The following is a 21841-nucleotide window of genomic DNA, read 5'->3' as shown; positions in this document are numbered from 1 at the left end:
TCGTAGCCTTATTACCAGTAGATTTCACGTACAGCGCCGCATGAATCTATCTATTTACTTTATGGCTTTGACTCCGCGTTAATTGAATCAAATCGTGATGGCTTTATCACATGTCTGCTCAAACTTAATTAAGACTTCTAATTACGGATGCCTCTCCAAAGTTAGTCCAGAGTCTCTGTTGGTTGAGTGTTAAAAACTAGTACCCTGATTTTACTTCCCGAAAGAACTTCGATGATTAATGCTTCCACTAACTCTCGGTCTATTGTCCGTACTACCAATAGACTGAAAAGACTTGGTTACTCTTGCTCGCTAGATTTAACGGTACAAAAAGACCAAGCGAACTCCCGAATCATCTAGTCTTGTTTATCTATGTTGGCTTGTTCTTCACCAAATTGAATCAACTATTAACGCCATCAGTAACATCCGGACTCGTTTTTCAAACCACTGACTTTGAATTTTCTGATGCCCAGCGGTCATTGTTACCAAACTGCATTGCCATCCAAGACGAACTTCTCTAAACAACTTGGCTGATAGTAAGTTACAGTGCAACATAAATTCTATTCACCTCTGTCTGGACTGTATTACTTTGTCTCATAACTGCGATACTGACACTTCTATTACCAACAAGTCTTTAAAATCAGATGTTTAGGCTAGTTTTCAATTAGTTAGAGTATCTTTTGTTTGTTAACATATTTTGGAACTGAATAACTTATTATCTTAGAAGGCTTTACATGAAAATCAGTACAATCGCCCTATCGCTATTCACCGCTTTTTTTGGCATCAGCTCGCAGGCGCTTGCTAGTGAAAACGAAAACTCACCCAGAGAGCATGGTCATTTTTATGCTGGTGTTGATATCGGCTTTTATAATGAAACTGAATTAGAATATCGTGGCAACGCCATTGAAGATTCATCTGATCTATCAGACTTTAGCTATAACTTGGTTGGGGGCTACGAATTCAATACACACGATGTCGTCAAACTGGGACTAGAGGCCGAGTACCGAAAAATCGGAAAAGTTAACTATAACGACTTAATGGATATTGAAGGCCAAGCTTTTTTCGTAAACATTAAACCAAAGTTTATTGTTAAAGGTGACGTCTTAGATCTCTATGTATCTCTATTGGCCGGTGTTGGCTCTATGGATATGGAAGCGAAAGCTTTTGGGGTATCAGACTCTAAGTCTGAAGCGGCCTACCAAGTCGGTGCTGAGCTTGGTGCGATAGTGACAGACAATATCGACATTCATATTGGCTACCGAAATGCACGTGTTGAAATCTACGATGTCGATGTTTCTTCACAAACCGCTTATATTGGTGCGCGATACAAGTTTTAACCCCTTCGAATAACCGTTAGCCCACTCTAGCAAAGCCTACCTCTCTAAAGTGGGCGTTACTCGGTCCTATATCTTGACTGAATCAGCCTATTAAAGTTACGTTGTATCTTATTTTGACAGGCTACTATTTCGTGTTTAAATTTTGATCTATCAAACAGTTATATGAATAAACTTGGTGATTAAGCAATCAAATGCTATGCATTCAATCCTTAAAAATAAATTAAAGTGTTAACATCAGGCAATTTTGTAAACTAGGTGTTTGATATGTTGCCTAAACTTTATAAGTTCAGATCGCTCCACGACAGAAACATACAATCTATTTCCGAGTGTTCGTTGTGGTTTGATTACGCTAAAACTTTTAATAACCCTTTTGAATCTAACCACGTATTCAACAAAGAACTTCAACACAACTTTAAGATCATGTGTTTCTCTCAGTCGAGTGACCACCCAATACTATGGTCACAGTATGGTGACAACTTTAAAGGCATGTGTATCGAGTATGACCTTAATTGCTATAACGGCGAGGCCAATCTCAACTGTTTTGAAGTCCAGTATGAAGACGAACCGAATATGTTCCGCCCGGCATCGCTAAGTGGTTTACAAACATCAAGACTGGGAGCTGAGATATTCAAAATTAAGCATTCTAATTGGCGTTATGAAAAGGAATATCGTTGGGTATTACCTGATGATGAGATGATCGGAAATAAGCTCTACCTTAATAGAGAATGCCTAAGCTCGGTGATTCTCTCTGAGCACGCTCCTGCCGATAGGAAGTTAAAAGTTCTGATGACTTGCCAGCGCCTCGGTATACCCGTTAAGCACGCAATTGCTAAGCAGGAGTCGTTTACATTCGAAGTGGTCTGTTAAACGGATAAGCAAAATTATAGCAACAAGTCAGGCACTTACATAAAGTTACAGCGCAACAAAAAAGAGAGCCACATAAATGCGACTCTCTCTTTTTATTACATGTTCACCGTAAGCTTTCCCAGTACTCTATCTTGCATCTGCTCAATCGTCGCGATAGACATTTGAACAGTTGAAAACCAATAAGGTCGGTGCCTAACGTTAAATAGTTCACTATTATCTAACGCCTCGAAAACAGAATATTTTCTACCTTGAGCCAAAGCTGCACCATAAACCGTTCGCTCAAGTACTGGAATGTCATTCACTTCCTCTAGAAGTGCCCTCTTGATGAACTGGTTTCCAGGGCTCCAATCTATAAATTCAACGAGATTTTTTAGTAGCTTAAGCTCTAGCTGCTCGACCATTGATTCGAGAAACTGTGTGTTTGGCATCACCTCAGTACAAGCATAATATTCGTCATGCTTGTCACTTGCTTCACGATAACCAAGCATCGTTTTTACCAATGCGTCTTCAAACGTTGAAGAAAAGTGATTACAAATCAAAAACAAAGGCAGAACTCTCAACACGCCAAGTAAAATTCCTACGTTAGGATCTTTAACCGACGTTTCTTGAAGTCGAATTCGAGTCGCATTTGACGTCACGACCAAGTGTTGCCAAACCTTAGGAGTGATGTGTTTAATGTTGCCATCATTCCACTTAATAAGCTGCTGACTCATTAACAATGGGAATAATAAACGACAATTTTCGATTCCTATTTGTCGTGCTGCAACTTTAGGATCAAGAACTACCTTAGATTTCTTTCCATACTTATCTGCAAACTCTTGATTGGAAACAAACTCGATTAAGCTAGAGCTCAATGGCCTGCTTTTCGTGGATATCTCATGGAGTTTAGAGAAGTTTAAAGATGGCGAATACGCAACACTAGCAAACTGATTGTAATCAGGTAAGTCTGAAAATAGCGAGCTTATTAATGTGCCTTGAAGCTTCTCAAGCATTAGCGCAGAAGCGGCATTGCTGACATCATCGATAACGTATCGTAAGGTTTGTTGCTTCGCGTCGACTTTCTCACGATGAGCATTGACTCTATCCTGCTCGCAGCGCAATAAAATACGTTGATTGTGAGATATGCGGTCAGATTCATCAAATATGACACTATCACAATACCTATTTTCCAAACTTAGTAACGTGTCTACTGTAGATTGTGCGAGCTTATATTCAGGTGAGATTAACCATCGATTAAAGCGAGCTTCAACATTGATTGAGACCTTCCTTGAGATCTCAACTACTTCAGGGGTATAACTTTTATTTGCTAACAACAACCGTGACTTTCCTTTGCCGTAAATGCTCTTGTATCGGCATATCCTGCCTTTATAACAAAACTAATATTAATAGAAATTAGAGATTGGTTCACGAAATTGTTTCAATAAAATTAAGGATATTTAGTTATAGTGCGTTGAGAGTAGCTAATGTGTGATATGTAGCCGGATATACTTTTCTGGAAAGCTGTATTTGAACCTTTTCTTCGTCGGTAGATGTTTTTTCGCCTGCTTGCAAACTTTACTATCTCCAGACGTTCTCACCTTTTTGATTCTTGCGTAACCTTTAGAGTGCTTCATCTCAATCATCAGATCGCAATAACCCTCGAAATCAACATTACTCTTGTTGAGCCCTTTCATGACGGTGACTTTTATCTTTTTAGCTACAGGATTAACCAATGCATCGTCGGGAAAAGCGACTGGGGATAAAAAACATAATAGTAATACTAGATATCTCATACTGCTCTCTCTTTGTTGAGGGTGAGAACAGTATGCGGAGATTTAAGAGAAATGAGGGATTAACTTAGTATGAAGATTGACTAGCTAGCGCGTAACTCTCAACGATTACGCTTTCTTTGAGCCTTTAGACTTAAAACCATTATGCGGGAACACGTTACGAATACGTTGCTGTACGTTTTTAGGAACATCTTTGGTGAACTTGAGATTGTAGCCAGAACGTTTTGCATACACTTTTAGCTCCCCTTTAAAAGTATTGTTATGACCAATCTCTTGAAGGTTGTGCTTAAAGCTCGGTGGGAGATGCCCTTTAACTTGTTCGATCGCCCCGTCGCTAAATTTAATTTTCAATACCGGTCGGTCGACTGCTACTAACCAAAAAACTAATACCGCACCGATTAAGATTACGTACATCATAATGTCACCACTACTGTTGATGGTTATTTATCGTCAGAAAGGAGCTTGCTTAAGTCTTCTTTGAGGCTAGTCACCGTCTTGCTGGCCTGCTCACTACGAGACGCTTCGCTAACCAAATACTCGATGGCATCTGAGAGCGTACAACCTAGCTCGTTCGCACGTTGAGATAGCTTTTCCCATACACGGTAATCAAGGTCGATTGATTTCTTCTTTGTATGAACTTGTTCAGCATTGAAGTGGCGTTTTCGCTTAGCTCTGATCGCTTGTTTAAGCTTGTTATCGAGCTCAGGAGACATGTTGTTAGATATCCACTCAAGGACACCTGTAGGTTGGTGTTCAAGCTTCAATAAGGCTTTAACAGCAATGTCAGCTTCACTTGAATCTATGTGGCAGGTGATCGACTCGCCTTCTTTCCATTTTTTGACCAGATAGTTCCATTTCCAACCACATTCCAAGTTTTCAAGTTGCTGATATTTCATGTCTAATCTCGAGAGTTAATCCTAGTGACAGCGTAACCCAAAATAGGCTATTTAACAATTATGATCTTGAAAGAATAGACCAAGATCATACTTATATTAGCTTAGTGATTAGTAACTACAACATAGAGCTACAAGCGAGATCGGTTTTTCTATATACTCCCTACCTCATTATCATAATCAGAAACTTAAATGACTCAAGTAGATTGGCGACATGTTACGCCTCAGTACGACGAATATAGCGCTCAATTAGAGCAATTCCCTGACATCTCGCCTTTCCCGTTTTCAGATATTCAACATAGATTCAAAGATGCGTTAACCCGCTTTGTCCGTTTGTCTAACCTTTCGCGTGTTTTACTTGTAAACGCTCCAGACAATTCGATCTATCGTCAAATGATTGTTGAATCTCTAGTCACTGCTTTAGATGATCACACTCTACCGGTTATAAAAACTGAGTCTTTAAATGCTGTCTCTCTGTTTGACCAAGTTCAGTCAAAAGACGGTAAGGTTGTAGCGACAAAGCCCGGCCTACTGGCTAGAGCAAACAACGGCTATCTGATCGTTTCAGCAAACTTGATCTTGGCCAACCCAGGAAGCTGGTTACTGCTTAAATCAGCACTGCTTGGTGAAGCCGTAGAACCAATCAGCAGTAACCCAGAGCACTTGAACCAATCCCCGACTTTGTCTTTGACTTACAACATTAAGTTGATTGTGGTTGGAGACAGAGCTCAACTAGGTGATCTTGATTACCTGGACAGCGATATTCAAACCGGTTTTTGCCTATTTAGCGAAATTGAACAAGACATCAAGCTCTCTGAAGAGACTTTGACTCAATATCTTGGTTACCTAAAGTGGCTTCAACAACGCTATAAATTGCCAACCATCACGCAACAAGCGTTGACGGGCATTCTTACTGCCGGAGCAAGAGAGACTGAAGATCAGAGCTATATTCCATTATGCCCTATTTGGCACAATGCGTTATTGAACGAAGCTCTGATTGAAGCCGACAATGGTGAGATAGATATTGACCATATCCAACAAGCTCAACAGCACAAATATAACCGTGAATCTTACCTACCAGAACGCGCTCTTGATGATATTCGAGATGGCCAAGTCATTATCGAAACCGAGGGCGAACAAGTTGGTCAAGTTAATGGTCTGACGGTTATCGATGTTCCCGGACACCCGATCTCTTATGGTGAACCTGCTCGAATTTCCTGCGTTATTCACTTTGGTGATGGTGACATTGCTGACGTTGAGCGTAAAGCCGAACTGGGTGGTAATCTTCATGCTAAAGGTATGATGATCATGCAAGCATTTGTGAGCAGTGCACTAAACCTTGAAGATCCTTTGCCATACGCAGCTTCTGTTGTGTTTGAGCAATCGTACTGCGAAGTAGACGGTGATAGTGCTTCTCTTGCTGAGCTTTGTTCTCTGGTGAGTGCTTTGTCTGAATACCCTATCAATCAACAAATTGCGGTTACAGGTGCTGTCGACCAATTTGGTCGTGTACAAGCGGTTGGTGGGCTCAATGAGAAGATCGAAGGCTTCTACCATGTGTGCAAGCACAACGGACTAACAGGCGAACAAGGTGTGATCCTTCCTAGATCGAATTTAAGACACCTCGCACTAAAGCCTGACCTTATTGAAAGCATTAAGAATGAAGAGTTTCATATTTGGTCTGTGTCTAATGTAGACGAAGCAATTCCTCTCATTATGAACAAGCCATTTAGAGACGATGAACAAGAAAGCGTTCTGAGCAAAATCGCGGAACGTATTGAAAACTTTGAAAGACATGAGCACCCTATTGGAATCGTTGGACGCATTAAAAACTGGTTTGTCTAGTACTGATCGGACTTGTTTAGCGTACACCTGTTCACTAATATGCACCTATCAAAAATCGGAGTAATTGATAATGCAAAACAAACGTGATTCTTACACTCGCGAAGAGCTTCTAGCATCAAGCCAAGGCGAACTATGGCCACAAGGCCCTCAACTACCAGCACCGAACATGCTAATGATGGATCGCATCACTAAGATGTCTGAGACTGAAGGTGATTATGGTAAAGGTTTAGTTCTTGCTGAGCTGGATATTACTCCTGACCTATGGTTCTTCGATTGTCACTTCCCGGGTGACCCAGTAATGCCTGGTTGTCTAGGTCTTGACGCTATGTGGCAGCTTGTTGGCTTCTACCTTGGTTGGGTTGGCGGCGAAGGTAAAGGTCGTGCTCTAGGTGTTGGCGAAGTGAAATTCACTGGTCAAATTCTACCTACAGCGAAAAAAGTAACTTACGAGATCCACATGAAGCGCGTTGTTAACCGTCGCCTAGTTATGGGCCTTGCAGATGGTCGCGTACTTGTTGATGGTAAAGAGATCTATGTTGCTAAAGATCTGAAAGTTGGCCTTTTCCAAGATACGTCAGCATTCTAATCGAATAGTTAGATTTTCTATAAAGCAGCCCATAGCTGCTTTATTTTCATTTCAATAAATTTAGTTATAGTGCATCAAGGTATTCAGGCCTAAGCGTGAAATAGGTTAAATCCACCAGCAAGACGCTCTTATAATAGCGAGATTATAATAACTTTATAGCTCTGGGGATTAGCACTCTTCTGAAACTAACAAGGCTCCAGCCGTTGAAATCAACAGACAATGGAGCCCTGACCTTTAATTCTTTGCGCCCTATTCTACTTATAGAGACCTGATTGCTTGTCATCTTTGGCGTCACGCCATCCACCTAACCAATAAGACCGAGAATCCATTTGGCTATATGGGCAAGCTTCTTGCGACCGTCCATTTAAACCAGCCTTGTAACCTTGAGATTGTGCTCGTTCTAGTCGATCACGCTTTTGTCTCTTCATAGTGCAGTCCTCATACGGGTGTTCCATTTACTAACATACAATGATTACAACTTTGCGGAGTTTTTGTGACTCCAACTTTAAGAATCGATCAAATTTTCACTTTTCTCAAGGCGAAAAAAAGCCCGAGTTCAGAATTGTGAACTCGGGCTCAAGAGATAAAATTATTTAAATTTTCTGCGGAACCCTAACAGACCAAGCACAGTCAAAGTTAACCAACCTAGGCTACCACCTTGGCGATCTACTTTCTCGGTATCGGCGCTACGAGTTTGAATATCATCTTTAGTAGCACCAGCAATTGGAACCAGTTTAACGGCTACAACCTCTTCTACCGCGTTAGACGCAGCGCCACCACAGTATGAGTTGTGAGACGTAGTATCGTATGGTTGAGTCGTGCCACCAACGGTACATTTGATCGCAGTTGCTGAGATCACACCAGCATCATTGATGTCAGTAGCATCAATAATTCGGAACTTGTTGTTCTCTCCAGACACGTTGCCGTCATTTGTTAGATCATCTAACCACCAAGCTTGGCCGTTAAAGATGTCTACGCGACGCTCATCTATAGAGGAATCAACATTGTACGGGTAGATAAAGCCTCTGTGTCTACGCTCACTTCCGTCTACTTCACGAGTCGTTTCTGCGTCAATTTGACCAACAAACTCATTAAAATTGTTAACGGCTTTAGCTTCACCACTTGAACCACCAAAGAAGATATCACCGGATAGGTATGTTGCCGTAGGAGTCGTTGCAGATGCATCAGTAACAACGAAAGGCTTATTACCTGCACTACCACTCTCTGGTACATAACCATTACGCTTAGAATAACCAACAGCGAACAAATTATCGTTGATGTCAGTCGCTACAGAGTTACTGTATCTAGCATCATCGTTGGACGAGCCAGACTTAACCTCTGCACCACTAACCTGCTTAGTCGTCCATGTCGCACTCGTTAGATCTAACGAATCACTCACAAAGACACTGGCATTCATGTCTTGTAGGTCACCGTTTCCATTTTCAGTATTATAGCCAACACCATAGAAAACAGAGTTTGATTCAACGATTGAGCGCATGCTGCCTTGAGCAAAATAATCACCTTCTTGAGCGTTACCGCTGCGAATCCAATCGATTTCTTTTGTTGTAGTACCGTCCCAAATAGCCGCTTTAGAAGCAAAAGCCTTATCTGGCTCAGATGTATCAGTCGGTGCAAACTCCTCAGATACACTACCTACATTATAAACAGTACCGTTACTTGCCGTTATAGCTTTCCATGCACGCGTTTCAGAAGATCCGGTAGGTTTCGCTGTCGTCGTAAACAGCGCGTTATTGCGAATGTCGCCTTCAGATTTAACACCTAGCGGTTGAGCATTATCGTCTAGAGAGTTAATTACCGTATTACGACTCTCAAATGTAGCTCCACCTTCAACAAACGCTTTTGCATTGACGTAAGTAAGGTCATTTCTTTCCTTGCTCCAAGTGTCGTTCCAACGATTTTGAGCCCAACTCTCACATGTAGAGTATCTTAGCTCTCTATAACAATAGTTTTCAAAATCATCAAACTCTTGAATATATTGGAACGGTGCATCCATTGCGAAAGGAACTTCTTCACGATAACTTACAGCCTCGACCGTATTGCGAGTTTCACCAGCTAATTTAAAGCTGTCACATGCAACTCCACCGACAGTACCAGTAGTAAAACAACTCTCTGTTCCAGAAACACTCGCTGGTTGAATAGCTACACCAAAGATTTCAGATGCACCAGTAATCGAAGGCGTTACCTCCACTACTTTGTAAAGCGCTGCGTTCGCGTTAGTTGCAGCAAAAACTAATGCTGCAACTGTTGTTAATTTAAATTTAGTACAAGTCATTATTACTTCTTAACTTTCCTGTTGTAGTGCCTCGAGCTCTTCCCAGCGCTCAAAAGCAACTTCAAGCTCCTGCTCTACTGCAGATAGCTTATCTAATACTGGTTGTGTCTGCTCTACAGATTTTGAAAAGAAGCTTGGATCGTTGACTTCTTCCTGAAGAGTTTCAATTTGAGTTTCCAATTCTTCTAAACGCATTGGCAGCGCTTCTAGTTCTCGTTGTAGCTTATACGATAACTTCTTAGGTTTAGCCTTAACTGGCGCAGTTTTGGGAGTTTCCTCAACTACTTTCTCAGGCTTTGATGGCTTTTCAACCTGTCGGTACTCTAATGCTTGCTTTCTTTGCTGCTGAGCATCGTGATAGCCACCAACAAATTCTTCAATCACACCGTTACCTTCGAAGATCCAACTTGTCATAACCGTGTTATCAACAAACTGACGATCGTGGCTCACTAAAAGAAGCGTACCCTGATAGTTGGCAAGCAAATCTTCTAAAAGTTCCAAAGTTTCGATATCTAGATCGTTGGTTGGCTCATCGAGAATCAATAAGTTGTTCGACTTAAGGAAGATACGAGCTAATAACAGACGGTTTTTCTCACCACCAGACAGCGCTTTAACAGGAGTACGAGCACGTTTAGGAGAGAATAAGAAATCTTGTAAGTAGCTTAGTGCATGACGCTCACGGCCACCTACGGTCACTTCTTGCTTACCATCAGCAAGATTATCAATTACAGACTTCTCAGGGTCTAAAATTTCGCGGTACTGGTCAAAGTAAGCTACTTCAAGCTTAGTACCACAATGCAGACGACCTGAATCAGGCTTAAGCTGGTCAAGAAGAAGCTTGAGTACCGTACTCTTACCACAACCGTTAGGACCAATCAGAGCAATACGATCACCACGCATGATGTTGAAGCTGAAGTCTTTAACAATCTCTTTGCCTTCGAAGCCAAAGTTAATGTTCTCTGCTTCAAATACAATCTTGCCTGAGCGCTGGCCATCGTCGATTTGGATAATCGCTTTGCCCTGCACTTCACGACGGTTCAAACGTTCTTCACGTAGCTTCTTAAGCGCACGTACGCGGCCTTCGTTACGAGTTCGACGAGCTTTAATGCCCTGACGAATCCATACTTCTTCTTGAGCAAGCTTCTTATCAAATTCAGCGTTTTGCATCTCTTCGACACGTAACGCTTCTTCTTTATCTAATAGGTAATTTTCGTAATCGCCAGGGAACGAGCTCAACTTACCACGATCAAGATCAACAATGCGTGTTGCCATCGATTTGATGAAAGCACGGTCATGCGAGATAAAGATGATTGAACCACGGAAGTCTTTCAGGAAGCCTTCTAACCATTCGATTGTCGCAACATCCAAGTGGTTAGTCGGTTCGTCGAGTAGAAGCACATCTGGGTCACATACAAGCGCACGAGCAAGCGCTGCTTTACGCTGCCAACCACCAGACAAATCAGTCAGTTTAGTTTCAGCTGTGAGTTTAAGCGCAGCCATTACGTTACTTACGCGATCTTCAAAGCGCCATGCGTTCGCATGATCCAACTGCTCTTGAACGCGAGTAAGACGGTTTAGGTTCTTTTCACTTGGGTCAGTGCCGATGAGATCCAGAAGATCATGGTAGATCTTCAACTGTTCGCCGATTTCCGCTAGGCCACCAGCAACGTAATCATAAACGGTGCCTTCTTCATTACGCGGTGGATCTTGCTCAAGGCGAGATACAACCACATCTTGTGTGATTTGCATCTTGCCGTCGTCCATGATGATGTTCCCAGACAGGATTTTCATCAATGTAGACTTACCAGCGCCATTGCGCCCGACTAAACACACACGTTCGTTTTCTTGCAGTGCAAAGTCCGCACGATCTAATAACGGGTGATCGCCAAACGCTAATTGCCCATTATGAATTGTAAGTAATGCCATTCTTCTTTAACCAATCATTAAGTTCTAACAAGCCAAATGGCCAGTTAAGCTCTGAGCTTTGAGAAAGGTCAGAGCTTTCAAATTTGAGTACCGGAATAGTGACCCCGTAACGGGAAAAGAGCTCATCATCAAATGCAATGTCGACAACGTTGACGTGATGGCTAATGTTCAACTGTTCCGTGAGTTGGAATGCCATCTCACATAGATGGCACCCTTCTGTACTGTAGAGAGTAAGCACTATATATCCTTATACAATCTCTTAACTACTTATGTGTAATCAACCAGCAGTTATGAATGTGCTTATTGCGAGAGAAGTCCAATGGAAGCGTCTTAGCAGAGATGTTCTGAGCTTTAAGACCTAACGCTTCTAGACCTTCTAGATCCATTTTGAAGTGACGTTTGTTGTTAGAGAACACAATCGTGCCTTCTTCACGAAGAAGACGCTTAAGGTTTTCCATCAACTGAATGTGATCACGTTGAACATCGAAAGATTGATCCATACGCTTAGAGTTTGAGAATGTAGGTGGATCAATAAAGATCAGGTCGTAAGAACCCTGCTCTTTAACCAACCACTGTAAGCAGTCAGCTTGAACAAATTGATGTTGACGACCAACACGGCCATTAAGCTCCATGTTCTGTTTTGCCCACTCAAGGTAGGTATTAGACATATCAACCGTTGTTGTAGAACGAGCGCCACCGACAGCAGCATGAACAGATGCACTGCCTGTGTAAGCGAACAGGTTTAGGAAATCTTTACCTGCGGCCATCTCACCGATACGACGACGAGTGATCTTATGATCTAGGAACAAGCCTGTATCTAGGTAATCATGAAGATTAACAATCAGCTTAACGCCGTATTCGTTCACTTCTAGGTTAGATGAGTCTTGAGCCATCTTCTGGTATTGAGAACGGCCTTTCTGCTTCTGACGAACCTTAAGCACCACGTTGTTTGCTTCAACGCCTGTTACTTGAATAGACGCACGAATGATATCGGTTAAACGACGCTTAGCTTTATCTTCCGGCACATCTTTAGGCGCTGCGTATTCTTGAATCACAAGGTGACCTGGGTATACGTCAATCGCTACATTGTATTCTGGTAAGTCAGCATCGTAGATACGGTAACAATCTAATTGTTCTTTCTTAGCCCACTTGCCAATCTTACCGATGTTCTTTTTAAGTCGGTTTGCAAAGTCAGGAGCAATCAGCTGTTCTTGCTCGCCCGTTGGACGTTCTGACATCGGACGATCTGAAATTGAGTAGTTCTTTTGGTGACACGGTAACGCACCGTTGTTTAATTTGAACTGTTTGTCTGCACGCATGCGTAAGCAGCTCAGTAATTCGTCTGAACTAGAGAAGATAGACGCGTTACAACCACCAAATTCAGCTTTAAGCTGTGCACCGAATGCCGTGTAAAGGGCAATAAGACCCGGCTCTGTACCAAGACGCTCACCATAAGGTGGGTTAGAAACAATCACACCATCAGTAAACTCGGTAGGACGCTTAAGTTTTGCAGCATCACCTACTTCGAATTCAATCAACTCTTCAACACCAGCACGACGAGCATTGTCACGCGCTGTTTTGATCATGCGTTCGTCATTGTCATAGCCATAGAACTTACATTCTACTTTCTTAACGCCACGACGACCTTGAACATTCGCTTCCGCTTTCACTTCAGCCCAAAGTTCTGGTTCGAAATCTTCTAGTGATTCAAAACACCACTTCTGGCGTTTAACACCTGGAGCCATATTTGCAGCCATCATTGCCGCTTCAATCACTAACGTACCTGAACCACACATAGGGTCTAGGAAAGGCTTAGTCGCATCCCAACCACTACGAAGAAGAATCGCTGCAGCAAGTGTTTCACGCAGAGGTGCACGACCTGATTCTGGACGGTAACCACGTTGGTGAAGACCGCTGCCCACCATATCAACACCAAGAATCGCTTTATCACGGTGTAGACGAACGTGAATGCGAATGTCTGGGTTCTCTTTGCTGATAGAAGGACGAGGCAAAGACTTCTTCTCGAAGCAATCAACAACGGCATCTTTTACTTTCATTGCACCGTATTGGCTATTACGGATTTCGTTGTTCGTACCATTGAAGTCAACAACAAAACGCTTAGAGCTATGGAATTGATTTACCCAGTTAACCGCAGTGGTTGATAGGTACAAATCCATGTCGTCCATACAAGTGAATTCAGAAAGGACACGTACAAATCGAGAAGCCAAACGGCTCCACAAACAACAACGATAAATTTGCTCATTGGTGGCTTTGAATTTAACACCTGCTTGAACAGGTTTTGCGTTTGTAATCCCTAGTTGGGTTAGTTCTTCAACTAATAAATTCTCAAGGCCATTTGAGGTAACCGCTAGATATTGATTCATAGTGTTCTTTTATTGATAAAAATGAGCTCGATTATACCTGAATTTGTTACTAGAGCATCACACTAAACTCGTCTTTTCATTGAATCTTTCTTCTAACTGGCTAGCAAACGCACAGTGTTGAAGCGATCGCTTACCCACATCCCCTTAGAACATAAGACTTATCAAACCAACACGATTCAGGACCAAATACCGACCAAAGCGACAATATGAATTTATATTCACCCTTAAATTGGTATATACCAAGTCGGATTTAGGGCTGAAAGTTAGCTACAAAAGGGAGAAAACAGGGAATAAAGATGGGTAAATTACACTTCTGGCGATAAAAACAGGCAGAAATTAAGGCGAAAAAATAGTCGTAAGTTCACTATTTAAATGGTTAAGCAGTGATGTATTTATCAGGGTGAGGTTTTTTAGGCACAAAAAAATCGGCTAATGAGCCGATTTTGGGGAAGACTTGACAGGTTGATGCGTTGCGATGTGTGTGAGAAATGATGGACTAGATTGAAGGCTAACCGACCATCGCAATGTGCGTTTGATGAAGAATAGCGTTCGCGTCTATCATTCTATCGTGCATGACCTTAATTGAGTCGCCAAAGCGTAACCCTTTTGAAGGTGTAAGCAGAAACTCTTCTAGGTCGACAAATGCGCATAGGCTCGCACACTCTCCCACTTCTAATACAATGAAATACCCTAAGCTATGCTCGTTATTCATTTGTACGATATCCCCTTCTTGAGGATATTCGTGGCCAGCACCCTGTGAGTCGAAGAACCAACTCTTAGGCTGTACAGGCTTGTGGAAGCGCTTTGCTGCCACGCAATAAAGCGCGAGTTCAGCTTGGCGAGGCTCAGACAGTTCTAAGCCAGAAATTTGTTCTTTGAAGGTTTGGTATGAAGATGCGTCATCAACGGTGAATTCATTATCTCTAAACGCGCAGTCCACCAGCTTATTGCGGACCAGATTCGTTTTGAAAATCATATCCTCTCCGAGGTTTAGCATTAATGAACATTGCTGCTCATCGTAATACCAACTCCATGTATCGCTAGGTTTAAGCATCATTTCGTCTCACACTGTTGAACCATTCCATTAGGTAAAACGCAAAATTACCTTCAATTACAGTAATTTTACTGAGCAATAGGCAAAAAAAAAGAGGAAATGAATTCCTCTTTCTTATCGCTTTTCTCTACAACTCAGTGAGTTACAGTGTCTCTTTTAGTAAGACGATGCCAGATTTTCGCTTTTCAAGAATAAAAGCAATTTTCAGCTTATAGATTTTTAACGATGTCGCCAACTAGGCCTGGACCTTTGTAGATGAAACCAGAGTAAACTTGTACAAGCTTCGCGCCTGCCATCATTTTCTCTTTTGCAGCAACATACGAGTCAACACCACCTACTCCAATGATCGGCAGTTTGTCACCCAGCTCTTCGTGAAGTTTACGAACTACTTCAGTACTACGAGATTGAACAGGACGTCCACTTAGGCCACCCGCTTCATCGCAATGTTTCATGCCTTCAACGATTGAACGATCCAATGTTGTGTTTGTTGCGATCACACCATCGATCTTATTTTTGATCAATGATTCACAAATTTGGCTAATTTCGTCGTCGCTTAGATCCGGAGCAATCTTAAGAGCAAGAGGCACATATTTACCATGCTTCTCTTCCAGTTCAGATTGTTTGGTTTTAAGTTCAGACAACAGATCGTCTAGAGCTTCGCCGTATTGTAGAGAACGAAGTCCTGGAGTATTTGGTGAAGAGATGTTCACAGCAATGTAACCAGCGTATTGATATACCTTCTCCATACAGATCAAGTAATCTTCAGCGCCCTTTTCAATTGGTGTGTCTTTGTTCTTACCGATGTTAATACCTAAGATGCCATCGTAGTTCGACTTCTTAACATTCTCAACAAGGTTGTCGACGCCTAGGTTGTTAAAGCCCATGCGGTTGATGATACCTTCAGCTTCAACAAGACGGAATAATCGAGGTTTGTCGTTACCCGCTTGTGGACGTGGAGTCACTGTTCCTACTTCTACGAAACCAAAACCCATAGCGCCAAATGCATCAATACATTCGCCGTTTTTATCTAGGCCTGCCGCGAGGCCAACTGGGTTTTTAAAAGTAAGACCCATGCACTCTACAGGTCGATGAGGTAATTGTTGGCGATACAAAAGATCAATTGGTGTGCCTGTAAAGCGTTTGAAATTTTGAATTGCAAGATCATGTGCCTTTTCGGCATCAAGTTGGAAAAAGCCAGTTCTGGCTAGACGGTAAAGCATTGTGCCTCCGATAGAAAAAAGCCCCGTGTAAACGGGGCGATATTATTTACTTATTTACCCAACTATTCAATCTATTACTGTCTGTAAGGGTAAGATAATCGAGTTTGCTAACGAATGAGGTTCATTATTAAGCAAACGTTATCGTTTCTTCAGGTTATTAACCCATTTCTAATCTCAACCTTAGTACAGCCACCAACTCACTTAACAACAAACAACGTGTCCGTCGAGGTTGGTCCTTCAAAAATCGTTAGTTCTATTGATCCCACTTTACCGAAACGAAAAAGGCAGACCTTGTGGCCTGCCCTTATATTTTTCGTTTTATCTAGTGACTAGTCTTTCGACATGCAGTTTAGATTCAACAACATCAATTCACGTAACGCCACTGAGAACTTAGCAAACTCATGAACAGAACCCACTTTGAATTCGTTCAAGATGCTCTCCCAACGATGCAGAGAAACAGAGTTACTTTCCATCCAGTCATCAAGCGCTTTAATCACATCGATGTCTGAAGCACAGCCACAGTTAAGTACTTGGCCAGTTAGCTGACGTTGTTGCCAATCCAGATCTTCTCTGAATGCAGCACGTGCCAGCGCTTGCCAGTTGTTGTCTACAGCTTGGCCATTGATTTGCTTCAAGAACCAATGCAGTGACAAACGGTCGCCAAGGTTGAAGTAAAGCTTAGACGCTTGTTGGACTGTTTTACCTGTTTCACGAGCCACTGTGGATATATCCAGTGCTGAGTACAGGCTAGACAAACGAGCCACTGAATTAGCCAGCTCAGCATTTACACCTTGATCAATCCATAGTTGAGCCATTGCTTGATGCTCTTCTACTTCTGAAGCTACTAAGTTTTCGTCCAGTTTTTCAGTAATCGCAGCCACATCACCTTGGTAAAGCTCAATCAATGCGTTCACTGACTGTTTACCCGTACGGTTTCTTAGCAACCAGCGTGCTAGGCGACGAAGCGTACGACGCACATGATAAAGCAATTCGTATTGAGCTTCAGAACTTGAGATGTTGTCCAGTTCACGGATGCTCTTTAGTACCTTACCTAGACCGTAGATTTCACGTGATGCCGCGTAAGCATTCGCAATATCAACAATGTTCGCGCCCGTCTCTTCTTGCAAACGAGTCACAAAGTTACAGCCCATCTCGTTAACCATTTGGTTAGCAAGCGCAGTTGCAATGATCTCGGCACGTAGTGGATGGTTATCCATGTGCTGGGAGTAGTTACGGCGTAACTCTGTTGGGAAGTATTGCATCAGTTGTTGAGCATGGAACTCATCATTCGCAATATCATCACTTACAAGATCTTCTTTTAGAACCATTTTACCGTAAGCGATCAATACTGATAGCTCAGGTCTTGTTAGTGCTTGGCCCTGCTTCTCACGCTCGAGCAGCGTTTCGTCATCTGGAATGTATTCCAAACCACGGTCTAAGTACCCTGCTTTTTCCATAGTGTGAATAAAGCGGATTTGCTCTTTCACTAAGCCTACACCTTGATGCTCAGTAACAGAGATAGACTCAGCTTGGCAGTACGCATCATCTAGTACGATTTCACCAACTTCATCTTCCATTGACTCAAGCACTTGGTTACGTTGCTTAACGGTTAGATCACCATTAGACACTAAGCCATTCAAGAAGATCTTAATGTTAACTTCGTTATCCGAGCAATCTACACCACCAACGTTATCAACAAAGTCAGTATTTACTCGACCGCCCGTTAGAGCGTATTCAATACGACCCAATTGAGTCATACCCAAGTTACCGCCTTCACCAACAACCTTAGCTTTTAGGTCACGTCCATCAATACGTAGCACGTCATTTGCACGGTCACCCACATCAGTATGAGTCTCGCTAGAAGACTTAACGTAAGTACCAATACCGCCATTCCAAAGTAGATCAACCTGCATAGACAAGATCGCTTTGATCAAGTCATTGGGTGCCATAGAAGCTTTCTTGGTACCCAGCATTTTCTGAATTTCAGGTGTTAGGGAAATAGACTTCGCTCGACGAGAGAAGATGCCACCACCTTGAGAAATCAGGTCTTTATTGTAATCTTCCCAGCTTGAACGAGGCAGATTAAACAAACGGTCACGCTCTATCCAGCTTGATGCCGACTCTGGATTCGGGTCAATGAAGATGTGCATGTGGTTAAACGCAGCTTGTAAGCGAATATGCTTAGATAGCAGCATACCGTTACCAAATACGTCGCCCGCCATATCACCTACACCAATGGCAGTGAAGTCTGTGCTTTGACAGTTGATGCCCATTTCACGGAAGTGACGTTTAACAGATTCCCAACCACCTTTCGCCGTGATACCCATAGCTTTATGGTCGTAACCGTTAGAACCACCAGAGGCAAACGCGTCACCTAACCAGAAGTTGTACTCTTCAGCTACCGAGTTCGCTAGATCTGAGAATGTCGCGGTACCTTTATCGGCAGCTACAACCAAGTACGGGTCATCTTCATCGTGACGAACAACACTCTTAGGTGGGATAACCTCACCTTCAATGATGTTGTCTGATACGTCTAGTAAGGCACGGATGAAGCGCTTGTAACAACGTTGACCTTCAGCAAAGATTTCATCTCGGCCAGACATCGTGTGTTGACGCTTACAAACAAAACCACCTTTAGCACCAACCGGAACGATAACCGTGTTCTTAACTTGTTGCGCTTTAACTAGGCCTAGAATCTCAGTACGGAAGTCCTCTTGACGGTCTGACCAACGTAAACCACCGCGTGCTACTTTACCGCCACGTAAATGCACACCTTCAATGTCTGGTGCGTAAACGAAGATCTCAAACGCAGGAACCGGCGCAGGGATATCTGGAATCTCGCTTGGTCTCATTTTCAGAGCCAACCAAGGTTTAGACTGCTTATTCTCGTCTACTTGGTAGTAGTTAGTACGAAGCGTTGCAGTGATCATTTCCATGTAGCGACGAATGATACGATCATCATCCAAGCTTTCTACATGATCCAACTGTTCAGTGATCTTCTTAATAAGATCTTGTTGGCCTTTTACGCTGCCCTTCAGTTTCGGGTCAAAACGCTTGCCGAATAGGCTCACTAGCCCTTTCGCTAATTCTGGGTAATGAGACAATGTGTCTTCAATGTATTGTTGGCTGAATGGGAAACCAACTTGACGCATGTAACGAGCATAAGCACGTAAGATTGAGATTTCACGGCCAGAAAGGCCAGCGCCAAGTACTAAGCGGTTGAAACCATCGCTGTCTAACTCACCCGCCCAGATTGCCGCAAAGGCTTGTTGGAAAAGATCGCGAGCTTCACGAAGATCAATGGTCTTATCGCTCTTGTGCAGCATAGAGAAATCAAGGATCCAATAGGTCACACCGTTGGTTTTACGCACTTCATATGGAGATTCACCGATAACGCGTAGGCCAAAGTTTTCAAGCATTGGCATAACATCAGAAAGGTGAATTGGCTCATCGCTGTGGTAGAACAACTTCAAACGAACGGCTTTTGAATCTGCCGCTTCTTCTTGAGGACGGTAGAAAAGCATACCCAGTTTGTTATCTTCACTTAGCGCTTCTAAACGTTCAATGTCGGCAACAGCAGAACCTGGCATCATGTCTTCTTTGTACGAACGTGGGAATGCACGCATGTACTCTTTCGACAATGGAAGACCTTTGCTTTCACCGAAGTTTGCAATGATAGATTCAGACAGACGGTCATCCCACGTAGACGATACTTCCATTAAATTTTGCTCAATTGTTTTCACGTCCACATCCATGTTGTTGTTATCAACACGAACAATATAGTGCGTTCTTGCTAGCGGGCTTTCAGAGAAGTACGTTGTAAATTCAACCTCTTCTTCACAACCAAAGTACTGTTTCAAGATGCGCTGTGTTTGGCGACGAAGCTCAGTGTTGTAACGATCTTTTGTTACGTAAACCATGCAGCTAAAGAAACGACCAAACGGGTCTTTGCGAACAAACAATCGCAGAAGATCGCGATCTTGCATTTGTACTACGCCCGTACCGACTTCTAGTAGCTCTTCTTCTCGAGCTTGAAGCAGTTCATCACGTGGATAGTTTTCAAGAATGTTGTGCAGCGCTTTGTAAGAGTATGAACCTTCACGGTAACCACTCGCATCTAAGATTCGCTCTACTTTCTCGCGAACAAGAGGAATCGTTTCAACGGTTTGGTTATAAACGGCAGAAGTGTAAAGACCAGTAAAGCGGTGCTCACCAATGACCTTACCGTTCTTGTCGAACTTCTTAATACCAATGTAATCGTTGTAAGCTGGGCGGTGAATGCGTGAAGCCGTGTTGCCCTTGGTTACGATAAGTACATAAGGCTTTTTCGCTTCAAGACGTGCCGAATCAGAAAACTCAGATAGCTTAACGTTACGTACACGATCTGAGTTCGCAAACAAACCAAGACCTTGCTCCTTGGTCGGTTGCAGTTCAGTGTCGCCGTTAACTGAAACTAGGTCATATTCCTTATAACCCATGAATGTAAAGTTGTGTTCACCTAACCAACGAAGAAACGCCAACGTTTCATCAAAACGTTGGCCATCTACAGGAATGCTCTCTTTCTGCTTTTCTACTTGATTGGTTACTTCTTCAAGTCGTTCTACCATCTTCAACCAATCGTTCACAACTAAGCTAGTATCGGTAAAGATATCCAGTAGCTCCGTTTTAAGCGCTGTCATTTCAGCTTTACTGCTAAGACGGTCAACCTCAATATGGAAAAGCGATTGGAATGCACCTTCGTTATTGCTAACACCGACAACACTGCCCTTATCTGAGCGAGAGATTTGTGTTGGGTTATGAAGCATAAGGTGAGAAGAGAGGTCGAGGCGAGTTAATGCCATTTTTACAGAATCAACGAGGAATGGGCTATCTGGTACCACTATCTCAACGATAGTGTGAGTAGACTGCCAGCCTTGACGACTTACTGTTGGGTTAAAAACACGAACAGAAATTTCGTCGGCTTTCTTTTCATTGATGTGATGCCATAAGCTAACTACAGCACCGTATAAATCGGATTCGTTTCTCTGAGTTAGGTCGTCGTGAGAAACGTTACTAAACAAGTGTTGAGCAAGTTGAGTTACGAGAGGTCGATGAGCAAGGTCAAGTTTGTCTTGAATCAGCTTGTAAACTTTTTCAAGTAAAACTGGAACCACAGTTTCACGTGCGGTCATAGTCACACTCCACAATTAGAATTATATTTTATTATTAGGGGGATCACTTAATCTGGTGTTTGAATCGTGCCGTTGAGCGCTTTTCTACTAACGAGTTAAGCAAAGGTAATGCATTCATTTATTGTAAAAGCATTATTGAGAAATAGTTAATTGTTTTGGAGGTGGTAAGAGGTGAAATGTTTGATTATGTGATTAAGATTCCTTTTAACTCACTAGGCACGCCAAGGTTTACAGAGCTTCCAACTTAATAAACTTATTTTTTTGGTCAGTTGTCAGTCTAAACTGCCCTCTAACCCCTATTTGTGTAAGAAATGGTCTGAACCGAGTTGCAGGTAACTGTAAACGTAATCCGGTTGTTGTTATCACTTGGACTTTACTTGCGGCGCCAGAATAGCTGGCCAAAAACTGCTGATATGAGATGTTAAGTTGGAAAATATAGCGATTCATACGATACCTGTATAAATATACAGTGCCGGTGTTTTTTGGCACTTTTATATGT

Annotated in this window: 17 protein-coding genes; 4 read left to right on the top strand and 13 right to left on the bottom strand. The window is 42.6% G+C overall.

Features of this window, described 5'->3' with window-relative positions; genetic code table 11:
• The first annotated feature begins 731 nt into the window (after positions 1 to 731).
• Together MSG38_RS05475 and MSG38_RS05470 are read left to right on the top strand one after the other, a co-directional pair.
• Positions 732 to 1334 (top strand): porin family protein, encoded by a 603-nt coding sequence (locus MSG38_RS05475; protein ID WP_248401231.1) that lies wholly within the window; start codon positions 732 to 734, stop codon positions 1332 to 1334.
• 264 nt (positions 1335 to 1598) lie between these two features.
• Positions 1599 to 2201 (top strand): DUF2971 domain-containing protein, encoded by a 603-nt coding sequence (locus tag MSG38_RS05470; protein WP_050649903.1) that lies wholly within the window; start codon positions 1599 to 1601, stop codon positions 2199 to 2201.
• 95 nt (positions 2202 to 2296) lie between these two features.
• On the opposite strand, the gene MSG38_RS05465 is transcribed toward MSG38_RS05470, so the two are convergent.
• The 4 genes from MSG38_RS05465 to matP all read right to left on the bottom strand — a co-directional run bounded on the left by MSG38_RS05465 (position 2297) and on the right by matP (position 4866).
• The gene (locus MSG38_RS05465; RefSeq protein ID WP_248401230.1) at positions 2297 to 3517 is read right to left on the bottom strand and encodes a hypothetical protein; all 1221 of its coding nucleotides are present in this window, start codon (positions 3515 to 3517) and stop codon (positions 2297 to 2299) included.
• A gap of 144 nt (positions 3518 to 3661) precedes the next feature.
• Positions 3662 to 3973 (bottom strand): hypothetical protein, encoded by a 312-nt coding sequence (locus MSG38_RS05460; RefSeq protein WP_017059671.1) that lies wholly within the window; start codon positions 3971 to 3973, stop codon positions 3662 to 3664.
• Positions 3974 to 4078: 105 nt separating this feature from the next.
• Positions 4079 to 4387, bottom strand: a complete 309-nt coding sequence (locus MSG38_RS05455; RefSeq protein ID WP_017059672.1) for a DUF3634 family protein — start codon at positions 4385 to 4387, stop codon at positions 4079 to 4081.
• 23 nt (positions 4388 to 4410) lie between these two features.
• On the bottom strand, positions 4411 to 4866 hold the full coding sequence (matP, locus tag MSG38_RS05450) for a macrodomain Ter protein MatP (protein ID WP_248401229.1): 456 nt from the start codon (positions 4864 to 4866) through the stop codon (positions 4411 to 4413).
• Positions 4867 to 5055: 189 nt separating this feature from the next.
• Here matP and MSG38_RS05445 point away from each other — a divergent pair, with 189 nt between their 5' ends.
• The gene (locus MSG38_RS05445) at positions 5056 to 6708 is read left to right on the top strand and encodes a Lon protease family protein (protein WP_248401228.1); all 1653 of its coding nucleotides are present in this window, start codon (positions 5056 to 5058) and stop codon (positions 6706 to 6708) included.
• Between the two features lie 70 nt (positions 6709 to 6778).
• Positions 6779 to 7294, top strand: coding sequence for a bifunctional 3-hydroxydecanoyl-ACP dehydratase/trans-2-decenoyl-ACP isomerase (gene fabA / locus MSG38_RS05440; RefSeq protein ID WP_017059675.1), 516 nt, complete (start codon positions 6779 to 6781; stop codon positions 7292 to 7294).
• A gap of 254 nt (positions 7295 to 7548) precedes the next feature.
• Here fabA and rmf read toward each other — a convergent pair whose 3' ends face one another.
• The 9 genes from rmf to MSG38_RS05395 all read right to left on the bottom strand — a co-directional run bounded on the left by rmf (position 7549) and on the right by MSG38_RS05395 (position 21789).
• Positions 7549 to 7722, bottom strand: coding sequence for a ribosome modulation factor (gene rmf / locus MSG38_RS05435; RefSeq protein ID WP_017059676.1), 174 nt, complete (start codon positions 7720 to 7722; stop codon positions 7549 to 7551).
• Positions 7723 to 7883: 161 nt separating this feature from the next.
• Complete coding sequence (locus MSG38_RS05430) at positions 7884 to 9587, bottom strand: DUF3466 family protein (protein WP_248401227.1); 1704 nt, start codon at positions 9585 to 9587, stop codon at positions 7884 to 7886.
• 9 nt (positions 9588 to 9596) lie between these two features.
• A complete protein-coding gene (locus MSG38_RS05425) occupies positions 9597 to 11513 on the bottom strand; it encodes an ABC transporter ATP-binding protein (RefSeq protein WP_059019859.1) in 1917 nt (638 codons plus the stop codon).
• Positions 11491 to 11751 carry a glutaredoxin family protein gene (locus tag MSG38_RS05420; protein WP_019823251.1) on the bottom strand — a complete coding sequence of 87 codons (261 nt, stop codon included), beginning with the start codon at positions 11749 to 11751 and terminating at the stop codon, positions 11491 to 11493. Before MSG38_RS05420 ends, MSG38_RS05425 begins: the two co-directional genes overlap by 23 nt.
• A 25-nt stretch (positions 11752 to 11776) precedes the next feature.
• Complete coding sequence (gene rlmKL, locus MSG38_RS05415) at positions 11777 to 13897, bottom strand: bifunctional 23S rRNA (guanine(2069)-N(7))-methyltransferase RlmK/23S rRNA (guanine(2445)-N(2))-methyltransferase RlmL (protein ID WP_048610935.1); 2121 nt, start codon at positions 13895 to 13897, stop codon at positions 11777 to 11779.
• A 508-nt stretch (positions 13898 to 14405) separates the two neighbouring features.
• Positions 14406 to 14954, bottom strand: a complete 549-nt coding sequence (locus MSG38_RS05410; protein WP_017059680.1) for a cell division protein ZapC — start codon at positions 14952 to 14954, stop codon at positions 14406 to 14408.
• A 206-nt stretch (positions 14955 to 15160) separates the two neighbouring features.
• On the bottom strand, positions 15161 to 16171 hold the full coding sequence (pyrD, locus tag MSG38_RS05405; protein ID WP_017059681.1) for a quinone-dependent dihydroorotate dehydrogenase: 1011 nt from the start codon (positions 16169 to 16171) through the stop codon (positions 15161 to 15163).
• A 329-nt stretch (positions 16172 to 16500) separates the two neighbouring features.
• Complete coding sequence (locus tag MSG38_RS05400) at positions 16501 to 21342, bottom strand: NAD-glutamate dehydrogenase (RefSeq protein ID WP_248401226.1); 4842 nt, start codon at positions 21340 to 21342, stop codon at positions 16501 to 16503.
• Between the two features lie 228 nt (positions 21343 to 21570).
• Entirely contained in the window at positions 21571 to 21789 is a 219-nt protein-coding gene (locus tag MSG38_RS05395) for a DUF2835 domain-containing protein (RefSeq protein WP_004733645.1), read from the bottom strand.
• Between the last annotated feature and the right edge of the window lie 52 nt (positions 21790 to 21841).

The organism is Vibrio sp. 1CM24A, assembly GCF_023161725.1.
Lineage (GTDB): Bacteria > Pseudomonadota > Gammaproteobacteria > Enterobacterales > Vibrionaceae > Vibrio > Vibrio coralliirubri.
The sequence above is the reverse complement of the archived record's forward strand: the minus strand, read 5'-3'. Positions and strand labels throughout refer to the sequence as shown.